Raw genomic sequence first — 21971 nt, 5'->3', positions numbered from 1 at the left:
GCGTAGCCTGCGGTCGCCGATAATGGAGAATATGATGGGCGAATTTCTGAGTGTCGAGCGGCGTGGCAAGATCGCGATCCTGACGATGATCAAGCCCGAGAGCATGAATGCGATCGGCACACACGAGGATTGCCAGGACATCATCGAGACGCTGCGCGCGCTCGGTGACGACCGCGGCGTCAGTGCGATCATCCTGACCGGCAGCGGCAAGGCGTTCAGCGCGGGCGGAAACCTGAAAGGCATGAAGGACCGGCAGGGCATCGGCGTGCTCGACCAGCCCGATTCGACCCGCGCGAATTATCGCAAGGGCGTGCAGGCGGTGATCCGTGCATTGATGGACTGCGAAGTGCCGATGATCGCCGCGGTCAATGGCCATGCGATCGGACTCGGCTGCGACCTTGCCTGCACCTGCGACATCCGGATCGCCGCCGAGAGCGCGAAGTTTGCGTGCAGCTTCATCAAGGTCGGCATTGTTCCCGGCGACGGCGGGGCGTGGTTGCTCCAGAAAGTGCTCGGCTATCCGCGCGCTGCCGAGCTGTTCCTGACGGGTGACCGCTTCGACGCGGCGACCGCCAAGGACTATGGGCTCGTGACCGACGTCGTGCCGGACGACCAGCTTCTCGATCGCGCCGTCGCCATTGCCGAGCGGATCGTCTGCAACCCGCCCCGCGCGCTGCGCCTCACGAAGCGGCTGCTCCGCGAAGCACAGCATAGCCGGATGAGCGACATCCTCGAACTCAGCGCCGCCTATCAGGCGATCGTTCACGAAACCGCCGACAACCGGGAAGCGATCGACGCTTTTGTCGAAAAGCGGAACCCGGTGTTTACAGGAGACTGATCATGCTCGCCGAGCGCGTCCTGCCCCTGTCGGGCATCCACAATTTCCGCGACTATGGCGGCTATGCGGTCGAGGGCGGCGGAAGATTGCGCGACCGGACGCTCTGGCGCTCCGCTCACCACCAGACGGCGAGCGACGAGGATCTGGAGGCACTCGACCAGCTGCGGATCGAGACGGTGATCGACCTGCGCGGCGACGACGAGCGCGAGATACACCCGTGCCGGCGGTCGGACAATTTCTCGGCCCGCGTGCTGTTCGCGGGCGGCGTCACGGCCGGCCTCGCACCGCATTTGCAGGCGGCGGGCGGCGCGATCGATGCCGAGACCGCGCGCGAACGGATGATCGATACCTACGCCGGCATGCCGTACCGCCCAGCGCTCGTTGCAACGCTGAGGCTCTATGTCGCTGCGCTCGCCGAATATGATGCGCCGAGCCTGGTCCATTGCGTCGCGGGCAAGGACCGGACGGGATTTGCCGTCGCGATCGTTCACCGGTTGCTTGGCGTCCACGAAGACGATTTGATGCAGGACTATCTCCTCACCAACACCGCCGGAAGGATCGACGAGCGGATCGAGCAGGGCGCCGCGCATATCCGCGCGCGCCACGGCGCGGAGATCCACGATGACGCGATCCGCGCGCTGATGTCGGTCAATCCCGCCTATCTCGACGCCGCGCTCGCAACGGTGCGGCGCGATCATGGCGACATCGCGACCTATGCCGAGGCGGTGCTGAACCTGACACCCGAAATGCATGAGGCGATGATCGACCGGTTGGTGATTTAGCCTTCTTCGTCATCGCGAACGAAGCGAAGCAATCCCGTGCGATCGGCAAGACAAGGCTGCTCGCATGAGATTGCTTCTTCGCCTTTGGCCCTTCGCAAGGACGCTTAGTTGCCCTTCACCAGCACGCCGCCCTTCACGACGGCATCGACGCTTTCGAGCTGGCGCACGTCGGCCAGCGGGTCGCCGTCGACCGCGATGATATCAGCGTAACGGCCAACCGCGATCGCCCCGACATCGCTGGTCATGCCCAGAGCTTCGGCGCCGTTCATCGTCGCGGCGCGGATCGCCTGCAGCGGGGTCATCCCCCATTCGACCATCTTGGCGAACTGCCGACCATTGTCTCCATGCGGATAGACGCCAGCATCGCTGCCGAAGATCATCCGCACGCCGCCCTTCACCGCACGCTGAAAGGTCTGCCGCTGCGCAAGGCCGATTGCCTTTTCCTTGTCGAGGCTTTCCTGTTCGGTTCCGTTCGCCGTGCCGGTGGCGAGGATATAGTCGTCGTTATAGATATCCATGTCGAACCACGTCTTGTGCGCGACGGCCAGCTTGATCGTTTCGTCGCTTGCAAGGCTGCAATGTTCGATCGTGTCGATTCCGGCGAGGATCGCTGTCTTGATGCCGTCATCGCCGTGCGCGTGCGCTGCGACCTTGATGCCCAGCATATGCGCCTCGTCGGCAATCGCCTTCATTTCCTCGAGCGTCAACTGCTGCGCGCCGACGCTGTCGCCAAGCGAGAATACGCCGCCGGTCGCGCAGATCTTGATGACTCGCGCACCATATTTGTGCAGCCAGCGGACCTTCGCCCGGCCCTCTTCGGGGCTATCGACAACCGAGGGTTCCTTGCGATCCATCGACGGCGGCAATCCGCCGCCATCGCAATGGCCACCCGTTGCGCCGATCGCCCAGCCGGCGGGAATGATCCGCGGGCCGGCTATATATCCGCCCTCAATCGCCTGTTTGAGGCCGACGTCCTCGAAGTCGGCAGAACCGACGTTGCGAACGGTGGTGAAGCCCGCATCGAGTGTTTTCCTGGCGTTGGCCACGCCGACGACGGTCCAGAAACTGTCGGTATAGCGCAGCCCCTGATAGCCGCCGACCTCGGCCAGCGACGTCAAATGGACGTGCATGTCGATCAGGCCGGGCAGCAGCGTCTTGTCGCCAAGGTCGATGTGCTTGACGTTCGATCCCCAACGCACCGTGCGCGCATCGGCGATGCCGGTAATGCGGCCATCGGCGCCGACGAAGATCGCGGGATAATCGACCGTCTTGCCGGTCAGCACGTCGATGTAGCGCGCGGCGGTAATGACAGTCTGTCCCGTCGCTTCCGGCGCCTGTGCGGACGCGGCCGACGCCGCAAAAAGAGCCGTTGCGCCCCATGCGATTCCTCGCAGAAAACTGCCGAACTTTACTCGTGATTGCATGTTTGATCCGCCCTGTTTCCGGTGTCCTTCATCGTGATGGCAAAGGCTGGGAAATTAGGACAGCGGAAAATGCGGTTGCCCGCAACGCGCGCTGTTCGTCACTCCCGCTTTCGCGGAACCGACGCAGGTTTCGGGATCATATCGCCAGTTTGAATCCAGCCAGATAGTCGTAGCCGGGCCGGCACGCGTCGGCCACGGCCTGCCCCTCGGCAGAAAGTGCGGGCACCGGCTTGTCGGCTACGCCAAAGCCGGTGCTCGACACGACAGCGTCATACCAGTGCGACGCCCATACGCCATCGGTGGCGTGAATGCCGGGTTCCCAACGCAGCATTGCCGGATCCCAATCAATGCCCAGCGCAGCACATAATTTCCGCAGCATCGGAGCCGGATCGCGCAAGATGTCGGCGCTGTCGATCACGGGCGGCGCGTGACCGAGCCGGTCGGCTTCGCGGTCGAAAAACTCGACCTGCTTGTCGGTGCCGAGATGGTCGGGGCGCACCATCACGCGCTTTGCGGCGTAGCTTGCGACAACGCGCGCCGGGTCGCGGATCAGGAAAGCATGGCGCAGCCCCGGCAGGTCGTCATGCGCAATGGGGCCGACCATATGGTGCGCCATATGTTTCTGGTACCAGATCGGCTTTGCCGCGGGGCTGGGTCCGGTCATGCTGCGCGCGACGCCGTGCCAGTCGCAGTCCATCGACGCGATCACGTCGTCCATCATCGGCTGCGGATCGCCGGTTTCCTGAAGGTACGCGCCATAGAAAGGTTCGTCGATGACATGGGTGTCGGCGCGGCTGCCGAAACTGCGCATCATCGCGGTCGAAAGGTTACGCGGACCCGACCACATCGCAATGCGGAGGCAGTCCTTCATGGGCGATCGCGCCCTGAAATATCGCTTTCGATCAATTGCTTGTACAATCCCTGCAAGCGCTCGACCATTGGCCCCCGGCCCCCGGTCAGCACACGCCCGTCGATCGTATGCGCCGGGACGACGCCTGCAAAAGTGCCCGTCACGAACGCCTCGTCGGCGCCATAGACGTCGGTGAGCGAGAAATTCTTCTCATGGACCGGAATGCCGTTGTCGCGGCAGATGCGGATCACATTGCCGCGGGTAATCCCGCCCAGGCAATAATCGCCGCTCGACGTCCAAACCTCGCCTTTGCGTACGATGAAGAAATGGGTCGAATTGCATGTCGCGACAAAGCCGTGCGGGTCGAGCATCAGGGCTTCGTCAGCGCCCGCCTGCGCCGCCTGGATGCACGCCGTGATGCAGTTGAGCTTCGAGTGCGAATTGAGTTTGGGGTCCTGCACTGCGGGATCCCCGCGGCGAACATGAACGGTGAAGAGCGACAAACCCTTTTCGACCGTCGATGGCAGAGGATCCTTATGCTCCGCGATGATCACGATCGTCGCCGGCGAGATCACGACGCGCGGGTCCTGATACGGCGTCGAACGGATACCGCGCGTCACCATCAGGCGGATATGGCACGCGTCCATCCGGTTGCCCGCAATTGTGTCATGGAGCCGCTGGATCAGCGCCTCTCGAGGGATGCCGATATCCATCGCAATGGCTTTCGCGCCCTCGAACAGCCGGTCGAGATGCTGATCGAGGAACGCCATCCGCCCCTTGTGGACGCGAATCCCTTCCCATACTCCGTCGCCGAGCATGAAGCCGCTGTCGAACACCGACACGCTCGCTTGCGCGCGCGGTACGAGCGCGCCGTTGACGTTGATCAGGATCGCGTCGTTGCGCGGATCGGGGACGAAGTCGTGCGTGCCTTGAGCCATAGGCGCGACACTAGCCGCGTCGGCGCGCCTGTCGAGAGGTCAGATCGAAAGGTCAGACGGCCTTGCGTCCGAACCCGCCGGGACGCGGCGTGAAGGGGCGCAGATTGTCATCGACCACATCGGCGGCAATGGGGGGCGGCGGTGCGGCGTCGCGGTTGCGCATATAGTTGGCAAACGCCGCATCGGCGTCGAAGCCTTGCGTCTCCGCCGACAGATCGCCGGCCTCTTCGGCGCGCGCGCCGGGAACCTTGTCCGTCCTGCTGATCAGGCGCAGCAGTTTGATGATCACGGGAAGCGTCAGGACCAGCCCGACAACGGCCAGGCCCATGACCGTCGGGCCAAGCCCGATATCGGCAATGCCCGCGGCACTGTTACCGCCGACGCCCATGAAATACCAGATCAGCCCACCGATATAGACCGTGGGAACGAGCGCAAAGGCCCAGCTGAATGCACCGCCAATCAAACGCATCGCAGATCCTCCGCTGCCGATGCGAAACGCCTAGCGCGGAAAGTTTACGATAATCTTGAGGTCGCGCGCGATGCCCAGCACGCCCCCAGCAGTGCAAAGGCGGCGCCGAGCATCGTGCCGCCGACGACGTCGCTCGCCCAATGAACACCCAGCATGATACGCGAAAAGCCGTTGAGGAGAATCATCCCCGTGGCGAGCGCCCAGGCGAGCGAACGCCAGCGCGGCGGCGCGAACCAGGCGAGCAGCAGATAGACCGCGGCAGCGCTTGTCGCATGGCCGCTGGGATAGGACGCGCTGTTCACATGGTCGAGATGTTCGATGACGTCGGGCCGCGCGCGGTCGAACGCGAATTTCAGCAGGTTCGAAGCGAGATTCGAGAGCAGCGACGCGCCGGCAAGCGCAATCGCGCACCGCTGTCCGCACCAGCGCCACACGACCGCCGAGAGCAGGATGACAATGATCCAGCGCGGCGTTCCTCCGCCGATCCAGCTTGCTCCCTGCATGAACGAGATGAAGGCGGGATCGCTCCGTCCGACTTGAAACGACAGCGCGTTCGAGATGCAGAGATCGGCGCTGACGAGCCATCCGGCGCCGGCGATCAGGCCGAGCAGGATGACCGCGACGACCAGCGCGGCGGCAGCGAAGAGGTATCGGTTGGATTGCGCTTTCACAGTCCCCCCTTTCGTCATTCGCGCGAAAGCGCGAATGACGAAAGTTCTGGATCAGATATGCAGCGCGCGCCCGAACGCCGCGAGGACGCCTTCGTGCATCGTTTCGCTGAGCGTCGGATGCGGGAAGACGGTGCCGATGAAATCATCCTCGACCAGTTCGGCGGTCTTGCCGATCGTATAGCCCTGGATCAGTTCGGTAACCTCGGCGCCGATCATGTGCGCGCCGAGAAGTTCGCCGGTCTTTGCGTCGAACACGGTCTTGGTGAAACCCTCGGCCTCGCCGAGCGCGATCGCCTTGCCGTTGCCGATGAATGGGAAGGTGCCGGCCTTGACCTCGTAGCCGAGCTCCTTCGCCTTCGCTTCGGTCAACCCGACGCTGGCGATCTGCGGGCGGCAATAGGTGCAGCCGGGGATGTTGCGCGGGTCCATCGCGTGCGGGTGATTGCCCGCGATCGCTTCGACCGAAATCACCGATTCATGCATCGCCTTGTGTGCGAGCCACGGCGGCGCGGTGACATCGCCGATCGCCCACAGGCCGGGCACGTTGGTGCGGCACAGCGCATCGGTGTCGATATGGCCCTTGGTCGTCTTTACGCCGAGCGCTTCGAGCCCGATATTCTCGGTATTCGGGACGATGCCGATCGCGACGATCGCATGGCTGAATTCGGCGCTTTCAACCTTGCCGTCCCTGGTCTTGATCTTCGCGGTGACGCCGCTTGCGGTCGCCTTCAGTTCCTCGACACCCGCGCCGGTGAAGATCGTCATGCCCTGTTTCTTGAGCGCCTTTTCGAGGAAAGCCGACACGTCGGCATCTTCCACCGGAACGACGCGATCGAGCATTTCGACGACGGTCACCTCGGCGCCCATGTCGCTGTAGAAGCTCGCGAATTCGATCCCGATCGCGCCCGATCCGATGACGAGCAGCTTCTTTGGCATTTCGGGCGGGACGAGCGCGTGGCGATAGGTCCAGATGCGTTTGCCGTCGGCGGGCGCGAACGGCAGGTCGCGCGCGCGGGCGCCGGTCGCGACGATGATATTCCTGGCGGTCAGGGTCTCGGTCCCTTTCTCGCCCTTCACGTCGAGCGTGCCCGGAGCGGTCAGCTTGCCCTCGCCCATATGGACAGTGATCTTGTGCTTCTTCATCAGGAAGGCGACGCCCTGACTCAGCTGCTTTGCGACGCCGCGCGACCGCTTCACCACGGCGTCGATGTCCGCGCTGATCTGCTGCGCGATCAGGCCATAGTCGCCCGCATGCTGCATATAATGATAGATTTCGGCCGAACGCAGCAGCGCCTTGGTCGGGATGCAGCCCCAGTTGAGGCAGATGCCGCCCAGATTCTCTCGCTCGACAATCGCGGTCTTGAGCCCCAGCTGCGCCGCGCGGATCGCCGCGACATAGCCGCCGGGGCCCGAGCCGAGGACGATGAGGTCGTAGTTGGTGTCAGCCAAGATTCGCTCCATTTTCAATCCCCTCTCCCTTTAAGGGAGAGGGAGGGGCCCATTGCGTAGCAATGGGAGGGTGAGGGTCCGACAGCGCGGCAAGGATTGCCGTCAACACGCCAGACAAATTTCCAATCACTTCATTGTTCCAGACGCGGAGGACGCGATAGCCCTTGTCTTTGAGGAAAGCGTCCCGCGCAGCGTCCGTTTGCGATTCAGCATGCTGAGATCCGTCCGCCTCGACGATCAGGCGCTGGTCCTGGCAGACAAAATCGGCAATAAACGGCCCGATCGGCTGTTGTTTGCGAAATTTGAACCCTCCCAACCGCCGATCACGCAGGGCGCCCCACAGCTTCTTTTCCTGATCGGTAAGCGAACGGCGCAGAGTCTTGGCGCGTTCCAGCGTCTGCTTCGAATAGCCTGCCGTCACACCCTCACCCTCCCACGCGCTTTCGCGCGCGGGCCCCTCCCTCTCCCTTGAAGGGAGAGGGGTTCATCAAGCCACCAGCCCCAGCGGGTTCTCCACCAGATCCTTGAAGGTCTTCATCAGCAGCGCGCCGTCGGCACCGTCGATCGCGCGGTGATCGAAGCTGCCGGTCGCCGACATGACGGTTGCGATCGCCAGCGCGTCGTCGACCACATAGGGCCGCTTCTCGCCGGCGCCGATCGCCATGATCATGCCCTGCGGCGGGTTGATGACTGCGGTGAACTGCTTGATCCCCATCATGCCCATGTTCGAGATGCTGGCAGTGCCGCCCTGATATTCGGCGGGCTGAAGCTTGCCTTCTTTCGCCTTCGCAGCGAGTTCGGCCATTTCGGTCGAGATTTTCGACATCGACTTGCCACCGGCGTCGGTGATGATCGGGGTGATCAGGCCGCCCGGGATGCTGACCGCGACCGAGATGTCGGCGCGCTTGTACTGGCGCATCACGTCGCCGCCGAAGCTGACATTGCACGCGGGCACGCGTTCGAGCGCGACAGCGAGCGCCTTGATCAGCATGTCGTTGACGCTGAGCTTCACGCCGCGGCCTTCGAGGCTGGCATTGAGCTCGCCGCGCAGCTTGAGCAGCGCGTCGAGGCGGATGTCGACGGTGAGGTAGATGTGCGGCGATTCCTGCATCGACTGGGTCAGGCGGCGCGCAATCGTCTTGCGCATGCCCGACAGCTTTTCGTCGTCGTGCGGGATGCCGAAATCGGGGATCGAGCTGGCAGCTGCAGACGCCGGAGCCGCGGCAGGAGCGGCCGCCGCGGCGGCAGGCGCGGGGGCAGCGGGTGCGGTTGATGCGACGGGCGCCGCCGCGCCTGCCGGAGCGCCGTCGAGGTCGTCCTTGACGATGCGGCCACCCGGGCCCGTGCCCTTGATGGTCGAAAGATCGATGCCCTTTTCGGCCGCGATGCGCTTGGCGAGCGGACTGGCTTTGACGCGGTCGCCCGAGGCCGACGGCGCCGGGGCGGCGGCGGGAGCGGGTGTCGGCGCCGGTGCAGCAGCGGGCGCCGCTTCTTCCTTCGCGGCAGGGGCCGGTGCGGGAGCAGGCGTCGGCGCCGGGGCCGCCTTTGCGCTCCCGGCATCCTCGCCCTCGCCCGCGATGACGGCAATGACGGTCCCGACCTTCACATTGTCGGTGCCTTCGGGAACGACGATCTGGCTGATCACGCCGTCGTCGATCGCCTCATATTCCATCGTCGCCTTGTCGGTCTCGATCTCGGCGAGCAGATCGCCCGATTTGACGGCGTCGCCTTCCTTGACCAGCCATTTGGCGAGAGTCCCTTCCTCCATGGTCGGCGAAAGGGCGGGCATTTTGAGTTCGATCGGCATGGTCGGTCTTGTCCCTCGTGAGTCTTGCAGGCGGGGCCTGCCGCTACGGTTTGTTCCCTCGTCATAAGGCCATCATTCGCCGACGTCCATCGGGGCAAACTTGCCTTTCATACGAATGTGACGCACTCTCGCCTCACAAAAAGCATAGCGAGGGGTCGGGCGATGCGGACGTATCTGGTGGTGATCGACGACAGCCCCGAGGCGAATCTCGCGATCCGCTTTGCGGCGCGGCGTGCGGCGCGGACCGGCGGCGGGGTCGCAGTGCTCGCGATCATCCCGCCGCAGGATTTCGTCGCGTTCGGCGGCGTGCAGGCGACGATCGAAGCCGAAGCCCGCGAACATGCCGAGCAACTGGTGTCAGCGGCCGCCGACGCGGTGCAGCAGGAAGCCAATATTACCGCGCAGACGATCATCAAGTCGGGCAAACCCGCCGAGGTCGTGCGCGAGGCCATCGGCGAGAATGACGAAGTGGCGGCGCTCGTACTCGCGACCGCCGCAACCGGCGCGCCGGGACCGCTCGTCGCGCATTTCACCGGACAGGATGCCGGAACGCTGCCCTGCCCGGTGATGCTGGTGCCGGGCGGGATCGATATCGCCCGACTCGACGCGCTGAGTTAGCCCGCGCTGAGTTAGATCGTCACTGCGCGGGGAAGCGCCGCGGCGCCTCTGGCTTCGAGGAACGCAAGGTCGAGGACGACGACAGCCTGCGCCGCGACGACGACAATGCCGGCCCACGTCATTTGGCCGGCGAACATCGCCAGCACCGCGAAGCTCGCGGCGACCCAGCCCAGATTGCCGACTGCGATCAGGTTCGCGAGCGTCCGGCTCGGCGGCTTTTGCATCGCGGTGAACAGCATCAGCAAGGCACTGGGCAGGCCGATCCAGCCGGCGACGGTCACGACTTCGGAGGGGAGACCGAGAATCGACGCGACCGCCGCGGTGGCGAATACTCCGAGAAGGAACAGGCCGACGCAGGTGACGGCATCGACGATGAGAATATTCTTGAGATTGAAACGGGACATGGCGGTTCTCCTTTCGAACCCGTCCCGTCTGGCCGCCCGAATGCCGTCAGTCGATTACGCGGGAGGTAATGGAAATCGGAACGCCCGGCGGCTAGCCCTTGGGCGAAGGAGAATATCATGCAAGTCGCACCGCTCGGCGAACAACTCCGCGAATGGCGCACGCGGCGCCGGATGAGCCAGATGGACCTGGCGCTCGACACCGAGATTTCGACGCGGCATCTGAGCTTTATCGAGACCGGGCGGTCGAGGCCGAGCGCCGCGATGCTTCAGCGGCTCGCCGATTGCCTCGACGTGCCGCACCGCGCACGCAACGCGCTGCTTCTCGCGGCGGGCTATGCGCCCGACTATCAGGAACGCGCGCTCGACAGCGCCGAAATGGACGGGATGCGCGCGATCGTCGAGCATGTGCTGAAGGGACACGAGCCCTATCCGGCGCTCGCGGTCGACCGGCACTGGAACATGGTCGCCGCGAACGATGCGATCGCCATCCTGATCGAACAGGTATCGCCCGCGTTGCTGACGCCGCCCGTCAATGTGCTGCGGATCGCGCTGCATCCCGACGGGCTTGCGCCGCAAATCGTCAATTATGCGATGTGGCGGGCGCATATCCTGCACCGGCTCGATTTGCAGATCGAGGCGAGCGCCGACGCCGGCCTGGTTGCGTTGCGCGAAGAATTGGCGGGCTATGCAGTCGAGGCCAACGACAATGACGGCGGGCCCGTCAACAGCATCGCGGTGCCGCTGGTGCTCGACACGATCGCCGGTCGGATCAGCTTCGTGTCGACGGTGACGATCTTTGGGACGCCGGTCGACATCACCCTGTCGGAGCTTGCGATCGAAGCGTTTTTTCCGGCCGATGCGGCAAGTGCGGCGTTGCTGCGGGGGCTTGCGGGGAGCCAATAAACCGCGTCATTGCCAGCAAAGCGAAGCAATCTCCAGCTATCGACCTTGCGAAAGATCGATAGCTGGAGATTGCCGCGTCGCCTTCGGTTCCTCGCAATGGCGACGAAAGTTTACCGCCGCCGCCCCTTATGCTTGATGTTCGCTGGCCGGCCGCGCTTGCCGACAGCGTGCTTCCCGGCCTTGTCCTTGATGCCGTCGCGGCGCGGCGGGCGGCCGCGAAAGCCACCTTCGGGCGCATCGGGCAATTCGAAGCGCAGCGCACCGCTGATCGGGTTGGCATCCATCAGCCGCAGCTCCAGCTTCTGGCCGATGCCATAGCTCACCCGGCCATGTTCGCTGTCGAGCGTGCGCGCCGCCTCGTCATAGAAAAAGCGTTCGCGGCCCAATGTCGACACCGGCACCAGCCCGTCGCCGCCAAGCCCGTCGACGGTCACGAAGAAACCGAAGGGCTGAACGCCCGTGATGCGCGCCAGCACGAGTTCGCCGGTCTTGGTCGCAAGATAGGCCGCGACATAGCGATCGACCGTCTCGCGCTCGGCCTCCATCGCGCGCCGTTCGAGCGCGCTGATCGCTTCGCCGATCCGCGACAGTCCCTTGGCGTCGGCTTCGCCGAGCCCGGTGCGTTCGGGCAATCCCTTCGGCTTGCCGGGCACTTCGAGCTTGTAGCTGTCGACGAGCGCGCGGTGGACGATCAAATCGGCGTAGCGGCGGATCGGCGACGTGAAATGCGCATAGCTGCCGAGCGCGAGGCCGAAATGGCCCGCGTTCGCGGGACCATAATAGGCCTGCGTCTGGCTGCGCAGGATCGCCTGCATGATTTCGGGCAATCGGTCGTCTTCGGAAAAGCCGTCGATCAGGCGGTTGAACACCGCGGGCGTGATCACTTGCCCAAGCGCAAAGGCCCGCTCGAAGGTTTCGAGATAGTCTTTCAGGCTGACCAGCTTTTCGCGGCTCGGCGGCTCGTGGATGCGGTACATCACCGGCGACTTCTTCGCCTCAAGCGCTTTCGCCGCCGCGACGTTCGCCGCGATCATATAATCCTCGATCAGCCGCATCGAATCGAGCCGGTCGCGGACGCGGATCTCCGCAATGGCGCCCTTCTCGTCGAGGATCACCTGCCGTTCGGGCAGGTCGAGGTCGAGCGGCGCGCGCGCGGCGCGCGCCTTGGCGAGCAGCGCCCAGCAGCCCCACAGATTCCTGAGCGACGCGAGGACATCGGCATCCCACTCGTCGCGCGGCGTATCGGCATCGAAGGCCGCCTGCGCATGCTCATAGGCGATGTTGGCGCGCAGCCGAACGAGCGCTCGCGTGAAACGCCATGACGTCACCTTGCCATGCTTGTCGATGACGAGGTGGCACGCCATCGCCGCCCTGTCCTGCCCCGCTTTCAGCGAGCAGACGCCCGCCGACAGCGTTTCGGGCAGCATCGGCACGACCTGGTCGGGGAAATAGACGCTGTTGCCGCGCCGCCGCGCCTCACGGTCGATCGCGCCGTCGGGCCGGACATAGTAACTGACGTCGGCGATCGCCACGATCGCGCGCCAGCCGCCCTTGTTGGCGGCATCCTCGTCCGGCGCCGCCCAGACCGCATCGTCATGATCGCGCGCGTCGATCGGGTCGATCGCGACGATCGGCAGATCGCGCAGATCCTCGCGACCCTCGGGCGTCAGCGGCAGCTTCGCCGCGATGTCGGCTTCGGCCAGCGTTTCGGCGCTGAAGACGTGCGGAATTTCGTGGCGCGCGATGGCGATCATGCTCAAAGCACGCGGCGCGAACGGATCGCCCAAGCGCTCGACGACTTTCGCCCTGATCGCAGGACCGCGGCCGGTCAGTTCGGCGCGCACGAGGTCGCCGACCTTCGCGTCGCCCTTGTCGGCGACGGCGAAGTCATAGCGCGCGCGCTTGTCGGCGGGGCGCAGCCACAGCGTCGGTTTGCCGCCAGGGCCCATATCGTCGACCAGCACGCCGATGACCGTCTCGCCGCCCGCCTGCAATTTCTTCATCGGATGCGCGACATGGCCGCCGCCGCGTTCCTCAGTTCGCGCGAGAATGCGGTCGCCGACACCGAATGCGCCTTTGCGGCCCTGTTCCATCACGCGAAGGCGCGGCGCCGGACCCGCGGCTTCCCAATGCTCGGGCACCGCCCAGACTGTGCTGCCGTCGATCGAGGTCACGCGCAGCACGGTCACGCGCGGCAAGCCGCCATGCTTGTGGAACGCCCGGCCGGGCGCAAGATCGACCAGCCCCTCGTCGGTCATGTCCTTGAGCAAGGCTTTGAGCGCGATCTTGTCATTGCCATGCAACGCAAAATGTTTCGCAATCTCGCGCTTGCCGACCGCTTCGTTGCTCTCTTCGATAAAGCGCAGGATTTGATCGAACGTGGGCAGGCCGGGTTGCGGCTTGGGCTTTTTCATCTCAGGCCGTTCCAATGGTTCGCGCGAAGACGCGAAGGCGCGAAGAAGACGTTCCGGGCCGAGAGGCCCCCTCTCCCGTCACGCGGTGCGGCATCGCGCAGCGACAGAGAGGAATCGCGCAGCGACAGAGAGGAAATGCCGCTTCGCGGTCGGCGCGGCCTCTTCGCGTCTTCGCGTCTGCGCGTGAACAAAATCAATAGGTCCGTCCGATTAGCACGCGTTCGACCGCAGGCTCGCCCGTGAAGAAGCAGGCGCCGTCGGCGGGCGCCGCATCGATCGGGGTGTTGCGCATCGTCAGTTTGAGCCCCTTGAGCTGCTCGACGATCGTGTCGAGCGCCACGCCGGTCGGGCGCGACCATTGCACTTCGACCCAGCCGACGAATTTGTCGTCACCGGCGAAATGCGCCTTGAGGTCCGCCACATCGCGGCGGATGTTCGCGTGGAGCCGGCCCTTCGCCTCGGCATGAAGGCTCGACTGGATGTCTTCCAGCGTCGCGACCGCTCCGGCGACGAAATCGCTCCTGGCAACGAACGCCGTGTTGAGCTTGCCGTCGTCCTTGTACAAGCGGTCGCGGCGGATCACCGCGACATTGCCGCCTGCGACGTCGCGCGGGCCGATTTCGAGGATGACGGGTGCGCCCTTCTTGACCCAGCCCCAGCGCTTGGTCTGGGCCTTGTTGGCACCGGCGTCGAGATGGACGCGCAGCGGTTCGCGGAAAGCGTCGAGCGCCTTCAACGCGGCCTGAAGTTCCGCGCAATAATCGAGGATCGCTTGATCCTCTTCATTGTCGCGCAGCATCGGCACGATGACGATCTGGTGCGGCGCGATACGCGGCGGGCAACGCAGCCCGTCGTCGTCGCCATGCGTCATGATGACCCCGCCGATCATGCGGGTCGAGGTGCCCCAGCTTGTCGTGTGACACAGGCTGTGACCGCCATCCTTGTCCTGATAGCGAATGCCAGCCGCTTCAGCGAAGCCGGTGCCGAGATAGTGCGACGTTCCGGCTTGCAGCGCCTTGCCATCCTGCATCATCGCCTCGATCGAATAGGTCGCGACGGCACCGGGAAAGCGCTCATTCTCGGGCTTTTCGCCTGCGATGACCGGCATCGCCAGCACATCCTCGGCAAAAGCGCGGTACATTTCGAGCGCGCGCAGCGTTTCGGCCATCGCGTCCTGCTTGTCGGCGTGCGCGGTATGGCCTTCCTGCCACAGAAACTCGCTGGTGCGCAGGAACATGCGCGTGCGCATCTCCCAGCGCACGACATTGGCCCATTGATTGACCTTGAGCGGCAGGTCGCGCCAGCTCTGTACCCACCGGCTCATCGCGGCGCCGATGACAGTCTCCGACGTCGGACGGACGATCAGCGGTTCCTCCAGCTTTGCTTCGGGATCGGGAACGAGCTTGCCATTGCCGTCCGCGATCAGGCGGTGGTGCGTGACGACCGCCATTTCCTTTGCGAAACCATCGACATGATCGGCTTCCTTCTCAAAGAAGCTCAAGGGAATGAACAGCGGGAAATAGCAATTCTGAACGCCAGCATCCTTGATCGCGGCGTCCATCACCGTCTGGATCCGTTCCCAGATGCCATAGCCCCACGGCTTGATCACCATGCAGCCGCGGACGCCCGATTCCTCGGCAAGGTCGGCCTCGGCAATGACGTCCTGATACCAGGCCGCGAAATCGGCCTGACGGGTTACGCTGAGCGCATGCTTGATCATCGGTTCGGTATTTCTGTCCTGGGGGGCGGAAGAGCGGCCCGTCGTTACTTTTTGGCGAGCTCGGCCTTGAGGTCGGCGATTTCGGCCTTGAGCGCGGCGATTTCGCTATCCTTGGCCTTGGTGTTGCCGGCGCCTGGAATGAAGGCGCCTGCCGCCTGCTGGAACATCTCGAGGTTCCGCCGCGTCATTTCGGCAAGCGGGTTCGATCCGAGCGCACCCTCGAGCGCGGCGCGAACGTCGTGCTGGTTCTTGCGGAAGGCGGTCATCGATGCTTCCAGATACTGTGGCACCATCGACTGCATCTTGTCGCCATACATACCGATCAGGTGGCGCAGGAAATTGACCGGCAACAGCGTCTCGCCCTTGGTCTCGGTATCCATGATGATCTGCGTCAGGACGTTGTGCGTGATGTCCTCGCCGCTTTTCGCATCGACGACGCGAAAATCGCGCCCGTCGCGCACCATCATGCCCAGATCGTCAAGCGTGATATAGCAGCTGCGTTCGGTGTCATAGAGCCGCCGGTTGGCGTATTTCTTGATGGTGACGACGTCGCCGTCCGCTGCCGTCTTTGACTTGGCCATGCTGACCCGAGCTCCTCTATCCCGATGGCGAAGGCGAGCCTGCCACGACCTCCATACTGGGCGAGCCATGGCATTAGCACCAAATTATGATGCATCGCAACATGCGTCCCGACCGACGGCCGCACGGTGCCCGATTCGCGGCCGAAGCCCATCGCGCGAACGAAAATTCCGGTCGGGATCGAACGACGCCGTGGCGCCGCGCCCTTGAATGCAAACATCATTTTCGCGGTCAGCGCTTGCGCGGCGCGAGGGCCGCCGCGGCCCGCGAAGCAATTTCGTTACAATGGCAACCACCATCGAGCATCATTTGGTTCCTATTTCGCCGCAACGAATCCCATCATGTCTCCGACAAGCAATCATCGTTCGAGGGGATGCGCGACGCGTTTCGGCGCATCTGTTGCGAAAATGACACAGCGCCACATCCTTGACCCCTGCTTGTAAGAAATTCGCCATGTGGGGCTTGTGCCGCCTGAATTTTCCGTCTTTCTAGTGCCCAATCGCTTTCAATGTCTTGGACGCGACAAACGGGGAATATCATCATGAAGAAGACTAGCCTGCTAGTGCGGGGCTCTGCCCTGACTCTTGCGTTGTTCAGCGCCATGCCGGCGTTCGCGCAAACCGACACCGTTGCCGGCGACGATACCGCCGAGGAAGCATCGGAAGGATCGATCGTCGTTACCGGTTCGCGCATTCGTCGCCCGAACCTTGAATCGACGGTGCCGATCACTTCGATCACGGGCGAGAGCTTTTTCCAGCAGGGTCAGACCAATATCGGTGACACGCTGAACGACCTTCCGCAGCTCCGCAGCACCTTCGCACAGCAGAACCCGGGCCTGGGCATCGGCATCGCCGGCCTCAACCTGCTCGATCTTCGCGGTCTCGGCACGCAGCGCACGCTGGTTCTCGTCAACGGCCGTCGTCACGTTCCGGCCGACATTCTGAACAACGCCGTTTCGGTCGACGTCAACACGATCCCGAACGACCTGATCGAACGCGTCGATATCGTCACCGGCGGCAACTCGGCCATTTACGGTTCGGACGCGATCGCCGGCGTCGTCAACTTCGTGCTTCGCCGCGACTATGACGGCCTGCAGCTGCGCGTTCAGGCCGGCGTCGCCGAAAAGGGCTTTGGCGGCAACCAGTATGTCTCGGGCATGTACGGCAAGAATTTCTCCGAAGGCCGCGGCAACATCACGGTGCATGGCGAATATGCCCGCACCGAGCGCGTGTTCGCTTCGGACGTTCCGGCTTTCCGCCGCAACGACAACTTCCTGGTTGTCGACGCCGACGGCGGCCTTCCCGCCGGAGCGAATGGCAGCGACGGCGTTCCCGATCGCAACTTCTTCACCGGGATCAGCAGCTCGACGATCCATTTCAACAGCCTGGTGCCGATCAACCAGCGCAACGTTGCCAATGCCGGCCTTTGCGGCAACGCGACGACCGCGAACAACGGCGGCCCGAATTCGGCTGGTCCGGCGTTCAGCTGTACCTATATCTTCACCGACGCTGGCCGCCTGATCCAGCAGACCGGTGCGCGTTTCGGTACCGGCATCAACAGCTCGGTCATCGGCGGCAACGGCCAGACGGGCCGCGAAGGCAAGACCGTTTCGGTTCTGCCGTTCACCGAGCGCTACAACTTCAACCTGCTGTCGCGCTATGAGTTCAGCGAAGCGGCCGAAGTCTTCTTTGAAGGCAAGTGGAACCGCGTGAACGCGCTCGGCAACAACGCCGGCCCGTCGTTCAACCAGGGCACCGGCGGCACGACCGACTTCCGCGAGCGTCCGCGTATCGACAACCCGTTCCTCAACGCCGCCGATCGCACGACGCTGTCGAACCTGATCCTGGCTTCGGGTTGTAACACGTCGCTTACCGTCGTCTGCCCCGCAGCCGGCAACTTGAGCGCGACCGACATCGCGAACATCGCGAACGGCAGCTATCGCTTCGTCGCTTCGCGCAACCTGCTCGACGTCGGCCTGCGCGACGAGAAGTTCCAGCGTGACACGTGGCGCGTCGTCGGCGGCGTCCGCGGATCGTTCAACGAGGATTGGAACTACGAGCTGTCGCTCAACTATGGCAAGTTCAAGGAAGACGTGACGACCGATGGCTTCATCGATCGCCAGCGCTTCGCGCTCGCCATGGATGCCGGCCGTAACCCGGTTACGGGCGCTATCCAGTGCCGTTCGCAGTTCGATCCGGCTTCGGCTGTCGCCCTCTCGGGCTTCACGCCGACGCCCGCCAACGGCAACACCGCGCGTCTGGCCGCCGATATCGCGGCTTGCGTCCCCTACAACCCGTTCGGTTCGCCTGACAATTCGGCATCGGTCGCCTATTTCGCGCGCACCTTCACCGCCAAGTCGAGCCTGTCGCAGTTCGTGGCATCGGGCTTTGTCTCGGGCGACACGAGCGGCTTCTTCAACCTGCCGGGCGGCCCGGTTCGCTTCGCGGTTGGCGCCGAATATCGTGAGGAAAAGGCTTCCTACGAACAGGATCCGTTCGTCACCAACGGCTTCACCAACGGTGTGTCGATCCCGTCGTTCGAGCCCGATCCGTTCAAGGTGAAGGAAGCCTATGCGGAAATCCAGATCCCGCTGCTGAAGGACATGCCCTTCGCCAGCGAGCTGACGGTCAGCGGCGCCGGTCGCGTTGCCAAATATCAGGGCAATGTCGGCACGGTCTATTCGTACAACGCCGGCATCGATTACGCGCCGGTCGAGGACGTCCGCTTCCGCGCCAACTACAGCCGCGCGGTGCGTGCACCGAACGTGTCGGAAACCGGCTTCCCGCTGGTGCCGAACTTCTTCAACAACTTCACCGACCCCTGTAACGTCGTCGCAATCGCGAGCAATCCCGTGCGCGGCGCCAACTGTACGGCGGACATCGGCGCGGCGTTGCTGCCCAATCTGCAGAACATCGCGCAGTCGTTGCCGATCGTCAGCGGGTCGAACCCGAACCTGACCGTCGAAACGTCGGACAGCTACACCTATGGTGTCGTTCTCCAGCCTCGCTTCGTTCCGGGCCTCAACCTGTCGGTCGACTATTACGACATCAAGGTGAAGGGCATCATCGGGACCGTCTCGCCGCAGACGATCGTGAACCAGTGCTATGACTCGCCGACGCTCAATAACGTGTTCTGCGGTCAGTTCACGCGTTGGCGGGGTCCGGGCCTTGGCCCGCTCGGCGAAGTTCCGGGTCAGGTTCTCGGCAACTCGCTGATCAACGCTCCGCTGAACTTCGCGGCACGTACCCGCCGCGGTGTCGACGTGAACTTTGCATATCGTCGGGATCTCGGTGGTGTCGCGTTCAACACCAACCTGATCTACACGCACAATTTCGAGATCAGCAACTTCCAGGATCCGACGAACCCGACGTTCGAAACGCGCATCCTGGGCCAGTTGGGCGATCCGAAGGACGAGTTCCGTTGGGACTTCGACTTCGGCGTGGGCCCGGTGACCTTCGGTTACCGTATGCGTTACATCGGACCGATGTATTACGCCGCCTATGCAACGCTGTTCCCGCTGAACGGCCAGAACCCGACCGATATCGACGGCTTCCCGAACATCAAGTATAACTCGGTGATGTACCACGATCTGCGTCTCGACTTCGACGTCGACAACAAGGCAGGTGGCGTCAAGTTCTACGTCGGTGTCGACAACGTCCTCAACAAGGGCGTTCCGGCCGGCGCGACGACCGCCACCGGTGCGGGTAGCGCAATCTACTCCTTCCGTGGTCGTAACTTCTACGCTGGCGCCCGCGCCCGCTTCTGATCGAAGATCGACGGAACGACCTAAGACGGGGGTCGGAGCCATGCTCCGGCCCCTTTCTTTTTGACAAGCCTCGAAAGCCGATGGAAACAATCGAAGTGCAACTCAGCGATCAGGAAGCCGAACGCCTGGCCCGTGAGGGCGTTGAAGCGCTTGGACGGGGCAAACCCGCCGAAGCGCGCGAACGCTTCGAGCGCGTCACCCGGTCGGGCCGCGCCAATGCGCAGATATGGATGCTGCTCGCGGTCGCATGCGACGCCATGCGCGACATGATCGCGACCGAGGCGGCCGCCGACCGGCTGCTCGCGATCGAACCGCACGCCGTTCGCGGCCTGATCCTGAAGGGCGATTGTCGCGAAGCGGCAACCGACGAGCGCGCTGCGCTGGCCGCCTATGAAATTGCGCTGAGGGTAGCCGGGGGGCAGACTCTGCCCGATGACCTGATCGCCGAGGTGCGGCGCGTCGACGCCTGGGTCGCGGCCTTTCGGGTCCGTGTTCAAGATTTGCGCGAAGTCGCTCTCGCCTCGGCCGGGTTTCCCCCCGAAAGCCGCAGCGCGCGTTTTCAGCAGTCGCTCGACATCCTGAACTGGTCAAAGCGCATCTATGTGCAGGAACCGACCGGCTATTATTTCCCGGAGCTTCCGCAAATCCAGTTCTTCGATACCGGCGCGTTCGACTGGGTGTCGTCTGTCGAAGCGGCCACACACGCCATCCGCCAGGAAATTCAGGATCTGCTGGATACGGCGGGGACCGGCGATTTTCGGCCCTATATCCAAAGTGAAGTCAATCGTCCCCGGCTCGACAAGAATCCGCTGCTCGACAGCAAGGACTGGAGCGCGCTTTTCCTGTGCGAGAACGGCCGTCTGTCGGACGAGATCATCGCGCGCTGTCCGGCAACCTGGGACGCGGTTCAGGCCGCACCGCTGCCGTGGATCGTCAATTCGCCCACGGCGATGTTCTCTTTGCTGCGCGCTGGCGCGCGCATCAATCCCCACACGGGCATGCACAATGCGCGGCTGACCTGCCACTTGCCGCTGATCGTGCCGCCGGGCTGTCGTTTCCGGGTCGGCAACGATGTGCGCGAGTGGGAAGTCGGAAAGCTGATCATCTTCGACGATTCGATTGAGCATGAGGCCTGGAACGAGAGTGCCGAAGATCGCATCGTGCTGATCTTCGACATCTGGCGTCCCGAGCTCAGCGAGCAGGAACGGCAGGAAGTGGCGGCGCTTTTCCGTGGGCCGGCAACCGGATAAGGCGCGCTTGCCAAGCGCTGACGCCTGTTAGCTCCAGACGCGCTCGAACCGCGCACCTAGTCCGGTCAGCAGTTCATATTGCGACAGCCCGCTGCGCGCCGCGACGTTCGGCAAATCATAATCGAGCGCAATCCAGTCGCCCTCGGCCAACCCGTCAGCTTCGCTCGCGTCGAACGCCGTCAGGTCCATCGACACGCGGCCGACGAGAGGAAGCGCGCGCGCTTGCCAGGAAGCGCCGCCCGATCCGGCTTGGCAGCGCAGATAGCCATCGGCATAGCCCATGTTGGCGACCGCGATGCGGCTGTCCCGCGGCGCCGTCCAGGTCGCGCCATAGCCGACCGTCTCGCCCGCCGGTACGCCGCGCACCTGCAACACGCGGGCTTCGGGAAAGCCAACCTGCCGGATCGCGCCGCGCGCTACGTCATTCGGCACCCCGCCATAAAGCGCGAGGCCGGGGCGCGTCAGGTCGAAGGCGTAATCGGCGCCGAGGCAAATCCCCGCGCTGTTGGCGAGGCTGTAGCGGCGCGCCGGGATCCGATCACGCAGCGAACGAAAAGCCGCGAGCTGGCGCGCATTCTGTTCGCTGTCCTCGTCAGCCGACGCCAGGTGACTGAGCAGCGTTTCGATGTCGAGGCCCTCGAGCGCCCCGCCGAGAGCCTCTTCGATCCGAAGGCCGAGGCGGTTCATGCCGGTATCGATCATCACGTCGCACGGACGCCCCTCGCCGCCGGCGCGCCAACGCGCGACCTGTTCGAGGCTGTTGAGCACTGGCCGCGCCGGAAGCGTTCGCGCCGCGACCATGTCGCTGTCGCCGACGCCGTGCAGGACCGAGAGTGACACGTCGCCGGCAAGCGGCATCAGCGACGCTGCTTCGGTCCAGGTCGCGACGAAGAAGTCGCGGCAACCCGCAGCCGCCAGATGCCCCATCACCTTGCGCGCGCCAAGGCCATAGCCGTCGGCCTTGATCGCCGCGCCGCACGCGGCACCGCTCCGCGCCGCCAGCCAGCGCCAGTTGGAGACGAGCGCGGCGGAATCGATGCGGAGGCGGAGCGGCAAGGCGATGTCGATCATCCTTCGCCCCTAGACGGC

19 protein-coding genes are annotated in these 21971 nt (G+C 64.1%); 6 read left to right on the top strand and 13 right to left on the bottom strand.

All coding sequences use genetic code 11. The annotated features are described in order from the left end of the window. Positions 1-34 precede the first annotated feature (34 nt). Together ACO055_RS02510 and ACO055_RS02505 are read left to right on the top strand one after the other, a co-directional pair. The gene (locus ACO055_RS02510; RefSeq protein WP_422061041.1) at positions 35-838 is read left to right on the top strand and encodes a crotonase/enoyl-CoA hydratase family protein; all 804 of its coding nucleotides are present in this window, start codon (positions 35-37) and stop codon (positions 836-838) included. A 2-nt stretch (positions 839-840) separates the two neighbouring features. Further along, positions 841-1620, top strand: a complete 780-nt coding sequence (locus ACO055_RS02505; protein ID WP_422061040.1) for a tyrosine-protein phosphatase — start codon at positions 841-843, stop codon at positions 1618-1620. 104 nt (positions 1621-1724) lie between these two features. Here ACO055_RS02505 and ACO055_RS02500 read toward each other — a convergent pair whose 3' ends face one another. The 8 genes from ACO055_RS02500 to ACO055_RS02465 form a co-directional block, all read right to left on the bottom strand. Then, positions 1725-3044: an amidohydrolase family protein gene (locus ACO055_RS02500; RefSeq protein WP_422061039.1), complete on the bottom strand. Its 1320-nt coding sequence runs from the start codon at positions 3042-3044 to the stop codon at positions 1725-1727. Positions 3045-3180: 136 nt separating this feature from the next. Next, positions 3181-3915 carry an HAD family hydrolase gene (locus tag ACO055_RS02495; RefSeq protein WP_422061038.1) on the bottom strand — a complete coding sequence of 245 codons (735 nt, stop codon included), beginning with the start codon at positions 3913-3915 and terminating at the stop codon, positions 3181-3183. Beyond that, entirely contained in the window at positions 3912-4832 is a 921-nt protein-coding gene (locus tag ACO055_RS02490; RefSeq protein WP_422061037.1) for an aminotransferase class IV, read from the bottom strand. The genes ACO055_RS02495 and ACO055_RS02490 overlap by 4 nt, the downstream gene beginning before the upstream one ends. A gap of 52 nt (positions 4833-4884) precedes the next feature. Beyond that, a complete protein-coding gene (locus tag ACO055_RS02485) occupies positions 4885-5301 on the bottom strand; it encodes a hypothetical protein (protein WP_422061036.1) in 417 nt (138 codons plus the stop codon). Positions 5302-5345: 44 nt separating this feature from the next. Next, entirely contained in the window at positions 5346-5972 is a 627-nt protein-coding gene (locus tag ACO055_RS02480) for a phosphatase PAP2 family protein (RefSeq protein ID WP_422061035.1), read from the bottom strand. Positions 5973-6023: 51 nt separating this feature from the next. Next, positions 6024-7421, bottom strand: a complete 1398-nt coding sequence (gene lpdA / locus ACO055_RS02475; RefSeq protein ID WP_422061034.1) for a dihydrolipoyl dehydrogenase — start codon at positions 7419-7421, stop codon at positions 6024-6026. Further along, a complete protein-coding gene (locus ACO055_RS02470) occupies positions 7414-7842 on the bottom strand; it encodes an endonuclease domain-containing protein (protein WP_422061033.1) in 429 nt (142 codons plus the stop codon). Before ACO055_RS02470 ends, lpdA begins: the two co-directional genes overlap by 8 nt. Before the next feature lie 66 nt (positions 7843-7908). Next, complete coding sequence (locus ACO055_RS02465) at positions 7909-9228, bottom strand: pyruvate dehydrogenase complex dihydrolipoamide acetyltransferase (protein WP_422061032.1); 1320 nt, start codon at positions 9226-9228, stop codon at positions 7909-7911. A gap of 162 nt (positions 9229-9390) precedes the next feature. Here ACO055_RS02465 and ACO055_RS02460 point away from each other — a divergent pair, with 162 nt between their 5' ends. Next, positions 9391-9846: a universal stress protein gene (locus tag ACO055_RS02460; RefSeq protein WP_422061031.1), complete on the top strand. Its 456-nt coding sequence runs from the start codon at positions 9391-9393 to the stop codon at positions 9844-9846. A gap of 11 nt (positions 9847-9857) precedes the next feature. On the opposite strand, the gene ACO055_RS02455 is transcribed toward ACO055_RS02460, so the two are convergent. Then, a complete protein-coding gene (locus ACO055_RS02455; RefSeq protein WP_422061030.1) occupies positions 9858-10250 on the bottom strand; it encodes a hypothetical protein in 393 nt (130 codons plus the stop codon). Positions 10251-10367: 117 nt separating this feature from the next. Here ACO055_RS02455 and ACO055_RS02450 point away from each other — a divergent pair, with 117 nt between their 5' ends. Next, the gene (locus tag ACO055_RS02450) at positions 10368-11153 is read left to right on the top strand and encodes a helix-turn-helix domain-containing protein (protein WP_422061029.1); all 786 of its coding nucleotides are present in this window, start codon (positions 10368-10370) and stop codon (positions 11151-11153) included. Between the two features lie 110 nt (positions 11154-11263). Here ACO055_RS02450 and ACO055_RS02445 read toward each other — a convergent pair whose 3' ends face one another. From ACO055_RS02445 to phaR, 3 genes are all read right to left on the bottom strand, one after another. Further along, entirely contained in the window at positions 11264-13567 is a 2304-nt protein-coding gene (locus ACO055_RS02445; protein ID WP_422061028.1) for a ribonuclease R family protein, read from the bottom strand. 193 nt (positions 13568-13760) lie between these two features. Then, positions 13761-15287 carry a proline--tRNA ligase gene (gene proS, locus ACO055_RS02440; RefSeq protein WP_422061027.1) on the bottom strand — a complete coding sequence of 509 codons (1527 nt, stop codon included), beginning with the start codon at positions 15285-15287 and terminating at the stop codon, positions 13761-13763. A gap of 44 nt (positions 15288-15331) precedes the next feature. Then, positions 15332-15868 (bottom strand): polyhydroxyalkanoate synthesis repressor PhaR, encoded by a 537-nt coding sequence (gene phaR, locus ACO055_RS02435; RefSeq protein WP_422061026.1) that lies wholly within the window; start codon positions 15866-15868, stop codon positions 15332-15334. Positions 15869-16407: 539 nt separating this feature from the next. On the opposite strand from phaR, the gene ACO055_RS02430 reads away from it, so the two are divergent. Further along, on the top strand, positions 16408-19632 hold the full coding sequence (locus ACO055_RS02430) for a TonB-dependent receptor domain-containing protein (protein ID WP_422061025.1): 3225 nt from the start codon (positions 16408-16410) through the stop codon (positions 19630-19632). Positions 19633-19712: 80 nt separating this feature from the next. Then, a complete protein-coding gene (locus ACO055_RS02425) occupies positions 19713-20882 on the top strand; it encodes an aspartyl/asparaginyl beta-hydroxylase domain-containing protein (RefSeq protein ID WP_422061024.1) in 1170 nt (389 codons plus the stop codon). Positions 20883-20909: 27 nt separating this feature from the next. Here ACO055_RS02425 and alr read toward each other — a convergent pair whose 3' ends face one another. After that, complete coding sequence (alr, locus tag ACO055_RS02420; protein WP_422061023.1) at positions 20910-21953, bottom strand: alanine racemase; 1044 nt, start codon at positions 21951-21953, stop codon at positions 20910-20912. Positions 21954-21971: the final 18 nt, after the last annotated feature.

The sequence above is a fragment of the Sphingopyxis sp. genome (genome assembly GCF_965227415.1).
In the GTDB taxonomy this organism is placed as follows: Bacteria; Pseudomonadota; Alphaproteobacteria; order Sphingomonadales; family Sphingomonadaceae; genus Sphingopyxis.
This window is presented reverse-complemented; position numbering and strand designations above follow the sequence as displayed.